Raw genomic sequence first — 12,925 nt, forward strand, 5'->3', positions numbered from 1 at the left:
GCTATGGCGAGAAGAGATGGCTAACCTCCGGTCGGCGGCACCAGGCCCATCGATTCGTAAACGTTCACCAGCCGCATGGAAACATCCGCGGTGGCCTGCGCCGCATTCAACTCGACCGCATAGACGCTGCGCTCGGCATCCAACACTTCGAGCAACGAGAGCGCACCGGCAGTGTACTGCCGACGGGCGAGCTGGGCGGCGCGTCGTGCCGACTCCGCGGCTTGCGACAGTTCCTGTTGTCGAAGTTTACCCTGTGTGTACAACACCAGCGCCGTCTGGGTTTCCTGGAGCGCGGTGCGGGCGGTCTGCTCGTACGTCAAGTACGCCTGTTCCTGGACTGCGTCGGCGGCGTCGATGGCGGCGCGAATGCGGCCAAAATCGATCAATGGCGCCAGCAAGCCACCGCTGACCGACCAGGCGCGCGAGCCATTGTCGAGCAGGTCGCTGACGCGATTGTCCTCCACCCCGATCAAGCCGGCCAGCGTGATGCGAGGGTAGCGCAAAGCCGCGGCCACGTTCCTCTGCTCCGCCGCTGCGACCAAACGGCGCTCGGCGGCCTGCACATCGGGCCGCCGGGCGATGACGTCGGTGGGTGTCAGCAACACCCTTTCAGCATCGCTATCAGGCAACGCGCCCGGATCGGTGGTCGAGGCCGGCAGCATCGGGCGCAACGAGTCCGGCGTCGATGCGGTCAGCAGCACCAGTCTATAGCGCGCCGCCTCGGCCAGCTCGCGGGACTGAGGAATCTGCGATCGCGTAGTGCGCAGCGCCGAGACCGTGCGCTCCAGATCGAGCCGACTGGACATGCCTTGGTCGAAGCGGGCCTGCGTAATGCGGACCGTTTCCTCCTGCGCCTGAGCGTTTCGCAGCGACAGCTCGGTCTGCACTTGATACAGCCGAAACTCGAGATAGCTGCGAATGACTTCGGCAATCAGCGCCAGGCGGACGCCGTCGCGATCGGACTGCACCGCTTGCAGCTCGGCATTGGCGGCGCGAGCTTCGGCGCGCAAGCGACCAAACAGGTCGATCTCCCAGCTGGCGCTTGCACTGGCCGACGCAGTCTCCTGGATCACCGAGGTATCGGTCCCGATACGCCGACCCCGCGAACGCTGCGCATCGACCGAGCCATCGATCTGCGGCGCCAGGTTCGCCAGCGCCGCGCGACGCTGAGCACGCACCTCACGCACTCGCGCCTCCGCAACGCGCAGATCAAGATTGCGCTGCTGAGCGAGATCGACCAGCTGATCGATCGTCGCATCGTCGAACGCTCGCCACCACGTCAGCGCCGCGGCATCGGCGATCGTCGTCGGGCGCTGCTCGTCGACCCAGGACGATTGCAAATCATCGGGCAGCTGCTTGACCGGCGCACTGCAGGCGGTGAGCACGCCGAGTGCAACAGCAGATGTCACTCGAAACAATGCGCGACGGCTCATCGCGCAGGCTCCGGATGTGGAAGTGCCGGCGTGTCGGGCTGAGCCTCGCGCTGTTTCCTATGAAACAGTCGATCGAGCGCCAGATAGATCACCGGCGTCGAGAACAGCGTCAGGATCTGGCTGATGACCAGGCCGCCGAAGATTGCGACGCCGAGCGGCTGACGCAACTCCGAGCCAGTACCGAAACCGAGCATCAGCGGGATCGCGCCGAGCATGGCGGCCAGTGTGGTCATGATGATGGGACGGAAGCGCACCAGACACGCCTCGTGAATCGCATCGAGCGGCGACAAGCCATTCCTGCGCTGACGCTCCAGCGCGAAGTCCACCATCAAGATGCCGTTCTTCTTCACGATGCCGATCAACAGCACCACGCCGATCAGCGCCATGATGGAAAAGTCGGTCTTCGCCAGCCACAACGCCAGCACCGCGCCGACGCCCGCCGAGGGCAGCGTCGACAGAATCGTCAGCGGGTGCACGAAGCTTTCGTACAGCACGCCGAGAATGATGTACACGGCGATCAACGCGCCCAGGATCAGCAGCGGCTGCGTGGCCAGCGACTTCTGAAACTCCTGCGCCGTGCCACGGAAGTTGCCGCTGATGGTGGCCGGCATGCCAAGCTCGGCTTGGGCCTGCGCAATCAGCGTAACAGCTTCCCCCAGCGCCACCCCTGGCGCGAGATTGAAAGAGAGCGTGACCGAAGGAAACATTCCGTCATGTGTGATCGACAGCGGACCGGTGTCCGGCGGTTCCATGCGTGCGACGGCCGCCAGCGGCACCATCTGCCCCGTCAACGGCGAGCGCAAATAGAAGTTCTGCAGGCTCTCGGCGCGGCCGCGCTGAGTCGGATCGATCTCCAGGATGATTCTGTATTGGTTGGTCTCGGTCTGATACTCGCTGATCTGACGCTGCCCGAACGCGTCGTACAACACCTGATCGATATCGACCGTGCGCAGCCCAAAGCGAGCAGCCGCTGCGCGATCTATAGTCAGGCGCGTGACCGACGCGCCCAGCTGCAAATCGTCGGAAACGTCACGCAGCTGATCGTAGCTCTGTAACTTCTCCGCCAACCGTCGCGCGGACTCGGCGAGCTCGCCACTTTCCGGCCCTCGCAGCACATAAAGATATTGCGCGCGGCCGCCACCGGCGCCGAGATTGATGTCCTGCGACGTGCGCATGAACATTTGCAGACCGGGGATGCCCATCAACTTCGGCCGCATCCGCCCGATGAATTCTTCGGCGGAGACATCGCGAGCGCCTCGATCCTTGAGCACGACGAAGATGCGGCCGCTCGCCATGCTGGAGCTGCCGAGGCCGCCGCCCACGACATGCGCGATCGCTTGCACGGCCGGGTCCTGCGCGATGATGCCCGCGGCGACCTGCTGCTTCTGTTTCATGTCTTCGAAGGAGATATCCTCGGCGCCCTGGGTGCTCACGAAGATGAAGGCCGTGTCCTGCAGCGGGAAGAAGCCTTTGGGAATGAATACGTAGCCCAGCACGGCGACCGCAACTGTCGCGCCGAAACTGATCAGCACGGTGCGCTGGTGCGCCAGCGCCCACTGCAACGCCCGGTCATATCGTGCGACCAGTCGTTGCGCCACGCCCTGCTCCGCGTGATGTTTCATCGGTCTCATGAAACGCGACGCCAGCATCGGCGCGAGCGTCAGCGAGGCGACCACGGAGATCAGGATCGCCACCGTCATGGTCACGGCGAACTCACGGAACAAACGTCCAACGACGCCGCCCATGAACAGCAACGGCACGAATGCCGCGATCAGCGAGAAGCTGATCGACACAACCGTGAAGCCGATCTCGGCGGCTCCCTTACGGGCTGCGTCCAGCATCGACTCGCCGGCTTCCAGATGTCGATGAATGTTTTCTACGACGACGATAGCGTCATCGACCACGAATCCCACTGCGACGACCAGCGCCACCAACGTAAGATTATTGAGACTGAAGCCGAGCAGATACATGGCGCCGACCGTCGTCAGCAACGCCACTGCGAGCACCGCCGCGACGATGGCCGTGGCGGATAGCTGCCGCAGGAACACTCCCATGATCACGACGACCAGCAACGCCGTCACCACCAGGGTGACTTCGACTTCGTGCAACGACGCGCGGATCGTGCGAGTGCGATCATTGATGACCTCCAGCTCCACACTCGCAGGCAGCAGCTTCTGCAACTCGGGCAGCGCCTCGCGGACGCGATCGGCGGTTGCGACGATGTTCGCGCCAGGTTGCCGACGGATGATGAAGTGAATGCCGGGCTTGCCGTTCTGCCAGGCCTGGACATATTCGTTTTCTGCTCCGAACGTCACAGTGGCCACATCGCGCAGGAACACCGGCGCGTTGGCGCGATACGCGACGATCAGATTGCCGTAATCCTGCGGAGTGAAAATCTGATCGTTGGTCTGCAGCGTCGAGATCCGATCGGCGCCGAACAGCGCGCCTTTGGCCTGGTTGACGCTGGCGGCTTGAGTCGCCTGCCGCAGGTCGGCCAGCGTCAGGCCCAGCGCGGCGAGCTTTTCGGGCGCTGCTTGAATGCGCATCGCCGGCTTGCGTTGACCGTTGATCGGAGCTTCCGCGACGCCTTCGATCTGGCTCAACTGACGGCCGACGACAGTCTCGGCGATATCGCTCAACTCGGTGAGCGTCATCAACTCGGACTGCATGCGCACGACCAGGATCGGACCGTCGTTGGGATTGACCTTGCGCCACGTTGGCAGATTCGGCAGGTCCGCCGGCAGCCGGCCCGAAGCAGCATTGATCGCGGCCTGCACTTCCTGCGCGGCCACGTCGATGTCCTTGTTCAGCACGAATTGCAGCGTGATGCTGGTGCTGCCGAGCGTGCTGCTCGAAGTCATGTCAGTGATGCCGGGCACCGAGCTGAGCTGCACTTCCAAAGGAGTGGCGACGGCGGACGCCATCGTCTCCGGGCTCGCGCCGGGCAGGTTGGCGCTGATCTGCATGGTCGGCAGCTCGGCTTCCGGCATTGGCGCGACGGGCAGCAACGGAAACGCAACGATGCCCAATAGCACGATACCGATGGTCAGCAACGTAGTGCCGATGGGATGTTTGATGAACCAGTCGGACAAGCCCGGTCGAGTGAGACTGGCTTGCGCTCGACTGGCCTGCGTCGAGAGGTTGTCGCTCATCGGCCTGCACTCCCTCGCAGCCGCGACCTCTGCGCATCGGAAACCAGCGCCGTGGGACTGGCCCCTGCGACCAGCTTCACCGTCGCGTTCGGCGTGAGACGCGAATGACCGTCGGTGACGACACTGTCGCCCTTCGCGAGGCCCGCAGTAATGACGCTGATCTCATCGTTGCTGTAGCCAACTTGCACCGGTACGACTTCAGCTTTCTGCTCGCGCACGCGGAACACGAACGGCCCTTCCAAACCCTGTCGCACGCTGCGCGTTGGCACGACCAGCGCGTTGCCGCTCACTCCCGTCTGCAAGCGCACGGTCACGAACTGCCCGGGCCAAAGCTTGTCCTGCGTGTTTGTAAACTCGGCGCGCAAACGAATCGTGCCGGTGCTCGCGTCGACTTGATTGTCGATCGTGGTGAGCTTGCCTTCGGCGAGCAGCACGCCACCGTCGCGATCGAACGCTCCGACATGGGCGAACGAGTCGCCATGCGTCAGGCCCTGCAGTCGACCCAGCAGTTCCTGCGGCAACGTGAAAATGACGGAGATGGGATCGACCTGCGTGACGGCCACCAAACCGTCGGCGTCGCCCACCTGCACCAGGTTGCCCGGATCGACGCGACGCAGGCCGACGCGTCCGTTCACCGGCGATGTGATCTTGGTGAACGACAGTTGTACTTGTTGAGCCGCAATGGTCGCTTCGTTGGCGCGAATCGCCGCTTCGAGCTGCTCGACCAGCGCGACCTGCTGCTCGACGGTCTGTCGTGAGATCGCTTCTTCGGCGAGCAGATTGTCGTAACGTGACTTGTCGAGCTCGGCGGCTTTCAGCTGAGCTTCGTTGCGCGCCTTTTCCGCTTCGGCCTGTCGCAGATTTGCGAGGATGGTGCGATCGTCGATGCGCGCCAGCAGCTGGCCGCGCTTCACGTGCTGCCCCTCCTCGAACAGTACCTCGGTGACGATGCCGCTGACCTGCGGACGTAAAATCACATTGTGCAATGACTGAACGGTGCCGATGCCCGCAGCCAATTGCGGAACATCCTTTTGCTCGACCGTGACGACCGACACCGGCACGGGTGGTCGTCCCATCGGCGGATCCGCAGCCAGCGAGCTGGACAACAGCCGATAGGCGATCAGCAAAACGACGGCAGCGGCCACGGCTGCGCCAACGAGGGCGCCGCGAGATTGAGGGAGTCGAATGGACATGGCGATGGACGAGCAAGCCTCTAAGGAGGCCCTCAGCAACATAGCCCAGCCGCCGGCACCGGAATATGACGAGCAGCTTACGGAGCTGTCAGGATCGCCGGGGTGAGAATTGCTGAACGGGCAATAAGTTACACCTTCCCGGGCGAGCCTCGCCCGGGAAGGTGCCTGCCCTGGATAAACGTAGCGCCCGGCTACTCTTCGACAATCGATTGATAGGTCAGAGCACGCGACACGGCACGCAGGTCGGGCATGTCATCGCCGCGCTGCTGGATCATGCCGACCACGATCAACTCATACACCGGATCGATCCAGAACCAGGTGCCCGCGAAACCGCCCCAATAGTAGGTACCTTCACCCTCGTAGCCGCCGGCGGCTGCCGGATTCTCGACCACCGCGAAATCCAACCCGAAGCCCGTGCCCGGCCCCATGGTGCGCGCCGACTCGGGCAGCATGTTGGTGCGCATGAGCTTCACCGTAAGCGGCGACAGGATGCGCTGACCGTCGAGCGCACCGCCATTGAGCAGCATCTGGCAGAAACGCATGTAATCGCTGGCTGTCGACACCAGGCCGCCGCCGCCGGACGGGAACACCGGTGGCTTGGAATAGTCGGCGACGCCGGGATGCTTGACGCTCTTGTCGTCCTTGCCGCGGTAATAGAACTCGGCGAAGCGGTTCATCTTCGCAGCGGGCACGTAGAACGCCGTGTCCACCATCTGCAGCGGTCCAAACACGTGCTGCTGCAAAAAGTCGGGGAACGTCTGGCCGGACAATTTCTCGACCAGATAACCCTGCACATCCACCGCTACGCTGTAATGCCAGCGCTCGCCGGGCTGGAACAGCAGCGGCGTCTTGCCCAGCCGCTCGATGAAGGTCTGCATCGGCTGGCCCTGGTCGAACACTTTGTTTTCCACGTACTGCTTGTCGACCGCGGTGCCGCCGAAGAAGCCGTAGGTGAGACCGCCCGAATGTGACATCAGCTCGCGCATGGTCATCGGATGATTGCTGGGCACGGTCGTGACGGCGCCATTGGCCGGATCGACTTTTGCGACCTTCAGGTCGGCGAACTCGGGAATATATTTGGACACCGGATCGTTCAGCTGCCACTTGCCCTGCTCGAACAGGATCATCATGGCGACGCCGGTGATGGGCTTGGTCATGGAATAGATGCGGAAGATGCTGTCCTTCTGCATCGGCGTGCCGTTTTCCAGCTCGCGCTTACCGGCCGCTTCCAGGTGCACGACCTTGCCTTTCCTCGCCACCATGGTCACGACGCCCGACACCTCGCCGCGCTCGGCGAGCGATTTCATTTCGGCCGTGAGCAGCTTGAGTCGCTGCGACGACATGCCCACGGCTTCGGGGCGCGCAGTGCCGAGATCTGCGGCCCCGGCGCTGCCGACGACGAACGCGAGCAGCAACGAACAAAAGAAGCGACGTGCAAGCTTCATGAGTCCCCCAAACAAGATCGAGGTAGTGTTCCGGCGCGCCGCTTCCAGAAGCTGCGACCACCGCCGTATGAGTTCGAGTTGGCATCGAGAGTGTAGTCATACGCAGCGGTCGAAAGAAACCGCGCACTGCCGGGCGTGCTGCCAGTTTCGCTGTACGAGCCGGCCTCTCGTGATTGCCCCGTGCGATGGTCGATAATGGCCGCGTGAACCGATCAGCTGCTCTACCCATCGAAGCCGCGCTGCCCGACCTGAGGCGCGCCCTGGCCGAACATCGCAACGTCGTCCTGCAGGCCCCGCCTGGCGCGGGCAAATCGACCGGCGTGCCGCTGGCGCTGCTGCCCGAACGATGGCGCGGCGATGCTCGCATCGTGATGCTCGAGCCTCGACGGCTCGCGGCCCGGGCCGTCGCCACTCGCATGGCGCAGACGCTGGGTGAGCCGGTCGGGCGCACCGTCGGCTTTCGCACCCGGCTGGAAACCAAGGTGACCAAAGACACGCGCATCGAGGTCGTCACCGAAGGCATTCTGACTCGCTGGCTGCAACGCGACCCGACGCTGGAAGACGTCGCGCTGGTGATCTTCGACGAGTTCCACGAGCGCAGCTTGAATGCCGACCTTGGCCTCGCGCTTTGCCTCGATGCTCAGGAAACAGTGCGTGAGGATCTGCGTTTGTTGGTGATGTCGGCCACGCTCGACGGTGCGGCGGTTGCGAAGTTACTTGGCGCTGCCCCTATCGTTACAGCCGAAGGCCGCGCGTTTCCGGTAACGACACACTATCGAGAACGCCTGGATGTGCGCAGCTCTCGGCCGCAGTACGAAGACATGGCGCAAATCGTTGCCCGCACCATCGCACGCGCCATCGAAGATGAGCCGGGAGATGTCCTGGCCTTCCTTCCCGGCCAGGGAGAGATACGCCGTGCGCAGCGCTTCCTGGAAGAAACATCGCTGCCGCCGGGCGTGAGAGTGTTACCGCTGTTCGGCGAGCTTGCGGCGCAGGAACAGGATGCCGCGATCCAGCCCAGCCGTAGCGGCGAACGCAAGATCGTGCTGGCCACCAACATTGCCGAAACGAGCCTCACGATCGAAGGGGTGCGCATCGTGGTCGACAGCGGCCAGGAGCGGCGCTCGCGTTTCGATCCTGTGACCGGCATGAGCCGCCTGGAGCTCGGCAGCATTTCCCGCGCTTCCGCCGATCAGCGCCGGGGCCGAGCCGGCCGCATTCAAGCAGGCGTGTGCTACCGGCTCTGGAGCGAAGTCGAACATTCGGCGCTCCCTGCGCAAACGGCGCCGGAGATCGTCGGCGCCGATCTCGCGCCGTTGGCGTTGGAGCTGGCCAATTGGGGAATTGCCGACCCGGGCGCGCTGCGTTGGCTCGATCCGCCACCATCGGCGACCTTCGCGCAAGCGCGCGATCTGCTTCGTTCTCTCGATGCGATCGCGGCTGACGGTCGCGTGACCGACCACGGTCGCACGTTGGCACGGATGTCCACTCATCCTCGCCTTGCGCACATGGTCGTGCGCGGGACAGAGATGGGATTGCGAACCACATCGCTGCAGATCGCGGCCGTGCTCGGCGAGCGCGACCTGCTGCGCACTCAAGGCCAGGATAGAAACGTCGACCTGCGTTTTCGCGTCGAGGCATTGCGTGGCGAGCGCAGCCTGCCCGCCGGCGTCTCCATCGACCAGGGCGCAAAGCAACGAGCGCTGCGGAGTATCGATCTGCTTGCCAGGCAGTTGGAACAGCCGCGCAACGACAATACGAAACTCGGCGACCTGGACGTCGGCCGTCTGCTCGCGCTCGCCTACCCGGATCGCATCGCGCAGTCTCGCGGCGCGGGCGGACGATATTTGTTATCGAACGGTCGTGGCGCGCAGTTGCCGCCGGCGCAAAGCCTGTCGCAGGCGGAATTCCTCGTGGTCGCCGATCTCGATGCGGGCGATCGCGAGGCCCTGATCCGGCTCGCCGCGCCCCTTACTCGCGACCAGCTCGAGGCTGACTTCGCGTCGCACATCGAACACCGCGAGCGTTTCGAGTGGGACTCACGCGAGCAGAGTGTGGCGGCTCAGGATGAGCGCTGGCTCGGCGCATTGAAATTATACGAACGTCGAATCGACAAGCCCGATCCTGCACGGATGCTTGACGCCATGCTGGCAGGCGTGCGCGAGCTGGGGCTCGCCGCCCTGCCGTGGACCAAGCCGGCCCGCGCGCTGCAGACTCGATTGGTTTTCGCGAAGCGCTTCGACGAGCGTGCGCCCGCACCCTGGCCCGATGTGAGCGATAACGCTTTGATGGAACATCTCGATGACTGGCTGGCGCCGTGGCTCACCGACATGAGCCGGCGCGATCATCTGACACGCCTGGATCTGCACGGCATCCTCATGTCATTGCTCGACTGGAATGCGCAGCAGCGCCTGGAAATGTTTGCGCCGACGCATCTAGCGGTACCGAGTGGCTCGCGCATCCCCATCGATTACACCGAAGAGTCACCGACTGTCGCCGTACGCCTGCAAGAGGTTTTCGGCATGCACGAAACGCCGTCCGTCGCCGAAGGCCGCGTGCCCCTGACGCTGCAATTGCTCTCGCCGGCCCATCGCCCGGTTCAGGTCACGCGCGACCTGGTGAGCTTCTGGGCCCGCGGCTACCTGGATGTAAAAAAGGAGCTGAAGGGGCGTTATCCAAAGCATTACTGGCCCGACGATCCCCTCACCGCCCAGGCCACCGCACGGGCCAAGCCCCGGCCGCGCTAAAGCGGGTAGAATCGGTGCGCGCCTAAATTATCAGTGGGTACATGGATGTACCCCGCCGCCTCGGGCGGCGAGCGTGCAGCAAAAGTCGCGCCTTTTGATGCTCGCGCGAGGGTCGTGGCAGGATGCCCGATCCCGAGCTTCGGTATGTAGCAATGGAGAGATCAGTGAGCCAAGACATTCAACAGCACATCCTTGCCCTGCACGCGAGGCTCGAGGGTCTCGATCGGGACGCGGTCGACTCGGACACGCGCGAATCGCTCATGCTGCTGCTCAGCGACCTGACGCGCCTGCTCGGTGCGGCGTCGCTGGACAATGACGATCACCCGCTCACCGAACGCCTCGAGCAACTGGCGGTGAGTTTCGAAGCCGAGCATCCGGCCGTCGGCACGGCCGTGCGCCAGTTGATCGACGCGCTCGCGAAGGCTGGCATTTAGGAGGCGCGATGTACGACCAGAGCAATGTGTTCGCGAAAATCCTGCGCGGGGAGATCCCCGCGTTCAAGGTGTACGAAGACGACCGGGCGTTGTCCTTCATGGACGCGATGCCCCAGTCGGACGGCCACACGCTGGTGATTCCCAAAGTCGAAGCGCGCAATTTCTTCGACATCGACCCGGCCGCGCTCGCCGACCTGATCAAGGCGACACAACACGTCGCCCGCGGCGTGCAACAAGCATTCGCTCCCGACGGCATGCGCATCATTCAATTCAACGAGCCGGCCGCCGGCCAGACCGTGTTCCACATCCATTTCCACATCGTCCCCTGCTACGAAGGCGCGAAGCTACGCGGCCACGGCCGCGACTGGGCGGACAAGGAAGTGCTGGCACAGCACGCCGAAAAAATTCGCGCCGCATTAGCCGGCTTGCCACCACGCCAATAAGACGGCAGTTCACATGAGCCAGAAGATCTATAAAGTTCCTGAGGACTTCGCTGCACTCGCGCACTTGCGGCTGGCGGACTATCAGCGGTTGTATCAGGAGTCGGTGCGCGATCCGAACAGCTTCTGGTCGCGCATCGGCCGCCGCCTCGACTGGATCCAGCCGTTCGCGAAAGTGAAAGACACCAGCTTCGAGGAGCACGACTTCCGGATTCGCTGGTACTACGACGGCAAGCTCAACGTCTCCGCCAACTGCCTCGACCGTCATCTCACCAAGCGCGGCGACAAGACCGCGATCATTTGGGAAGGCGACGATCCGAAGCTGTCCGAACGCATTACGTATCGTCAGCTGTACGAGCGCGTGTGTCAGTGCGCGAACGCGCTGAAGTCGCTCGGCGTGAAGAAGGGTGATCGCGTCACCATCTACATGCCGATGATCCCCGAAGCTGCTGTCGCGATGCTCGCTTGCACGCGCATCGGTGCGGTTCACTCCGTAGTGTTCGGCGGCTTCTCTGCCGATTCGCTCGCCGGCCGCATCGCCGACTGCGAATCCAGCGTCGTGATCACGGCGGACGAAGGTCTTCGCGGCGGCAAGCGCGTGCCGTTGAAGACGAACGTCGATCTCGCCTTGACGATGCCAAAGACCGACTGCGTCAAGCACGTGCTGGTCGTGCGACGCACGGGCATTCGCGTGCCGATGTATGGGCCGCGCGATCAGTGGTTCGACGACGTCGTCAATGCGCAGCCGAAGGAATGCGCCCCGGAAGTGATGGACGCGGAAGATCCGATGTTCATTCTTTACACTTCCGGCTCGACGGGCAAACCCAAGGGTGTCCTGCACACCAGCGGCGGCTATCTCGTGTACGTGTCGATGACGCACGAACTGGTCTTCGATCTGCGCGAGGACGACATTTTCTGGTGTACCGCCGACGTGGGCTGGGTCACCGGCCACAGCTATGTGGTGTACGGCCCGCTCGCGAACGGCGCGACCACGGTGATGTTCGAAGGCGTACCGAACTATCCGGACAGCGGCCGCTTCTGGCAGGCCGTCGACAAACACAAAGTCACATTGTTCTACACGGCGCCGACCGCAATTCGCGCGTTGATGCGTGAAGGCGAAGAGCCGGTGAAGGCCTGGTCGCGCAGCTCGATTCGTTTGCTCGGCACGGTGGGCGAGCCGATCAATCCGGAAGCGTGGGAGTGGTATCACCGCGTCGTCGGCGATGGCCGTTGCCCGGTGGTAGACACATGGTGGCAAACGGAAACCGGCGGCGTGTTGATTTCGCCGCTGCCCGGCGCGATCGATCAGAAGCCCGGCTCGGCAACGCTGCCGTTCTTCGGCGTGAAGCCGGCCATCGTCGACAACGAGGGCAACACGCTGGCAGGCGCGTGCGAAGGCAATCTCATCCTCACCGACAGCTGGCCCGGGCAGATGCGCACCGTGTTCGGCGATCACCAGCGTTTCATCGACACGTATTTCAAAACATTCCCCGGCCGCTACTTCACCGGCGACGGGGCGCGACGCGATGAAGACGGTTACTACTGGATCACGGGCCGCGTCGATGACGTGTTGAATGTCGCCGGCCATCGTTTGGGCACGGCGGAGATCGAAAGCGCGATGGTCGCGCATCCCAGCGTCGCCGAAGCGGCGGCAGTGGGCTATCCGCATGACATCAAGGGCCAGGGCATCTATGTGTATGTGACTTTGATTGCCGATGCCCAGCCCAGCGAGGCATTGCGCACCGAGTTGCGCGATTGGGTGCGCAAAGAGATCAGCCCGATCGCGACGCCCGACCTGATTCAGTGGGCGCCCAGCCTGCCGAAGACCCGCTCGGGTAAGATCATGCGCCGGATCCTGCGCAAGATCGCAGCGAACGAGCACGATCAGTTGGGCGATATCTCCACGCTGGCCGATCCGAGCGTCGTCGAGAACCTGGTTCGCGAGCGCATGAACCGCCCCGCCGCGGAAATTGCCGCTGCTCAGCAAGCCGAAGCCAAAGCGCCGGCCAAGAAAAAGAAGAAGAAGACCGGGTAATCCACCCGGGTACATGGATGTACCCGCCGCCAAGGGCGGGGCAGGA

The 12,925-nt window shown here is 63.6% G+C and carries 8 protein-coding genes; 4 read left to right on the plus strand and 4 right to left on the minus strand.

The genetic code is table 11. The features are described 5' to 3' along the window. Positions 1 to 20: 20 nt before the first annotated feature. From EK373_RS01665 to EK373_RS01680, 4 genes are all read right to left on the minus strand, one after another. Positions 21 to 1,433 (minus strand): efflux transporter outer membrane subunit, encoded by a 1,413-nt coding sequence (locus EK373_RS01665; protein ID WP_129641012.1) that lies wholly within the window; start codon positions 1,431 to 1,433, stop codon positions 21 to 23. Further along, positions 1,430 to 4,585, minus strand: coding sequence for a multidrug efflux RND transporter permease subunit (locus EK373_RS01670; RefSeq protein WP_129641013.1), 3,156 nt, complete (start codon positions 4,583 to 4,585; stop codon positions 1,430 to 1,432). The genes EK373_RS01665 and EK373_RS01670 overlap by 4 nt, the downstream gene beginning before the upstream one ends. Continuing rightward, complete coding sequence (locus EK373_RS01675; RefSeq protein ID WP_129641014.1) at positions 4,582 to 5,778, minus strand: efflux RND transporter periplasmic adaptor subunit; 1,197 nt, start codon at positions 5,776 to 5,778, stop codon at positions 4,582 to 4,584. The genes EK373_RS01670 and EK373_RS01675 overlap by 4 nt, the downstream gene beginning before the upstream one ends. 191 nt (positions 5,779 to 5,969) lie before the next feature. Beyond that, the gene (locus EK373_RS01680; RefSeq protein ID WP_129641015.1) at positions 5,970 to 7,223 is read right to left on the minus strand and encodes a serine hydrolase domain-containing protein; all 1,254 of its coding nucleotides are present in this window, start codon (positions 7,221 to 7,223) and stop codon (positions 5,970 to 5,972) included. 203 nt (positions 7,224 to 7,426) lie between these two features. On the opposite strand from EK373_RS01680, the gene hrpB reads away from it, so the two are divergent. The 4 genes from hrpB to acs all read left to right on the plus strand — a co-directional run bounded on the left by hrpB (position 7,427) and on the right by acs (position 12,879). Continuing rightward, the gene (hrpB, locus tag EK373_RS01685; RefSeq protein ID WP_232830994.1) at positions 7,427 to 9,970 is read left to right on the plus strand and encodes an ATP-dependent helicase HrpB; all 2,544 of its coding nucleotides are present in this window, start codon (positions 7,427 to 7,429) and stop codon (positions 9,968 to 9,970) included. A 164-nt stretch (positions 9,971 to 10,134) separates the two neighbouring features. Then, positions 10,135 to 10,404, plus strand: a complete 270-nt coding sequence (locus EK373_RS01690) for a DUF4404 family protein (RefSeq protein WP_157994182.1) — start codon at positions 10,135 to 10,137, stop codon at positions 10,402 to 10,404. Positions 10,405 to 10,412: 8 nt separating this feature from the next. After that, positions 10,413 to 10,847, plus strand: coding sequence for an HIT family protein (locus EK373_RS01695; protein WP_129641018.1), 435 nt, complete (start codon positions 10,413 to 10,415; stop codon positions 10,845 to 10,847). A 13-nt stretch (positions 10,848 to 10,860) separates the two neighbouring features. Continuing rightward, a complete protein-coding gene (gene acs / locus EK373_RS01700) occupies positions 10,861 to 12,879 on the plus strand; it encodes an acetate--CoA ligase (protein ID WP_129641019.1) in 2,019 nt (672 codons plus the stop codon). Positions 12,880 to 12,925: the final 46 nt, after the last annotated feature.

This window comes from Peristeroidobacter agariperforans (assembly GCF_004138335.1).
Classification (GTDB): Bacteria; Pseudomonadota; Gammaproteobacteria; order Steroidobacterales; family Steroidobacteraceae; genus Steroidobacter; species Steroidobacter agariperforans.

What these genes read in the sequence shown, in the direction of transcription:
- EK373_RS01665 (WP_129641012.1), bottom strand. Translation starts at nt 1,433, where the DNA reads ATGAGCCGTCGCGCATTGTTTCGAGTGACATCTGCTGTTGCACTCGGC.
- EK373_RS01680 (WP_129641015.1), bottom strand. Translation starts at nt 7,223, where the DNA reads ATGAAGCTTGCACGTCGCTTCTTTTGTTCGTTGCTGCTCGCGTTCGTC.
- acs (WP_129641019.1), top strand. Translation starts at nt 10,861, where the DNA reads ATGAGCCAGAAGATCTATAAAGTTCCTGAGGACTTCGCTGCACTCGCG.
- EK373_RS01670 (WP_129641013.1), bottom strand. Translation starts at nt 4,585, where the DNA reads ATGAGCGACAACCTCTCGACGCAGGCCAGTCGAGCGCAAGCCAGTCTC.
- EK373_RS01695 (WP_129641018.1), top strand. Translation starts at nt 10,413, where the DNA reads ATGTACGACCAGAGCAATGTGTTCGCGAAAATCCTGCGCGGGGAGATC.
- EK373_RS01675 (WP_129641014.1), bottom strand. Translation starts at nt 5,778, where the DNA reads ATGTCCATTCGACTCCCTCAATCTCGCGGCGCCCTCGTTGGCGCAGCC.